Annotated in this window: 1 protein-coding gene; it reads right to left on the reverse strand. The window is 46.6% G+C overall.

The window, feature by feature from the left end:
- A partial coding sequence (gene tuf / locus PR766_RS18415) for an elongation factor Tu (RefSeq protein WP_272518493.1) occupies positions 1-1,128 on the reverse strand: 1,128 nt, incomplete at both ends.

Below are 1,128 nucleotides of genomic sequence, written 5' to 3' on the forward strand. Positions count from 1 at the left end.
TTGCGAAACGTAAACCATCATCCATCGCGATTGGGTGAATCAGAGTCACGATCATGTTGATGTTGTCGCCTGGCATTACCATCTCTACGCCTTCTGGCAGTTCGATAGTACCGGTTACGTCAGTTGTACGGAAGTAGAACTGTGGACGGTAGCCTTTGAAGAATGGAGTATGACGACCACCTTCATCTTTGCTCAGAATATATACTTCTGATTCGAATTGAGTGTGTGGCTTGATTGAACCTGGTTTAGCCAGTACTTGACCACGTTGAATTTCTTCACGTTTAGTACCACGCAGCAGAACACCAACGTTCTCACCAGCACGACCTTCGTCCAGCAGTTTACGGAACATTTCAACGCCAGTACAAGTTGTTTTCGCAGTCGCTTGAATACCAACGATTTCAACTTCTTCACCAACTTTGATGATACCACGCTCAACACGGCCTGTTACTACTGTACCACGACCAGAGATTGAGAATACGTCTTCGATTGGCAGCAGGAATGGCTTGTCAATTGCACGCTCTGGTTCTGGGATGTAAGAATCCAGGTAACCTGCTAATTCAACAATTTTTGCTTCCCACTCTGGGTTGCCTTCCAGCGCTTTCAGTGCTGAACCGCGAACAACTGGAGTGTCATCGCCTGGGAAATCGTACTGAGACAGAAGTTCACGAACTTCCATTTCAACTAATTCTAACAGTTCTTCGTCGTCTACCATGTCACATTTGTTCAGGAAAACGATGATGTAAGGAACACCTACTTGGCGACCTAACAGGATGTGCTCACGAGTTTGTGGCATTGGACCATCAGTCGCAGCAACAACCAGAATTGCACCGTCCATCTGCGCAGCACCAGTGATCATGTTTTTAACATAGTCGGCGTGTCCTGGGCAGTCTACGTGTGCGTAGTGGCGAGTTGGTGTGTCATATTCTACGTGAGATGTAGAAATGGTGATACCACGCGCTTTTTCTTCTGGTGCGTTATCGATTTGATCGAATGCACGAGCGTTACCGCCGTAGGTTTTAGCCAGAACAGTAGTGATAGCTGCTGTCAGGGTAGTTTTACCATGGTCAACGTGGCCGATTGTACCAACGTTAACGTGCGGTTTTGAACGTTCAAATTTTTCTTTAGACA

This window comes from Providencia sp. PROV208 (assembly GCF_028479465.1).
Lineage (GTDB): Bacteria > Pseudomonadota > Gammaproteobacteria > Enterobacterales > Enterobacteriaceae > Providencia > Providencia alcalifaciens.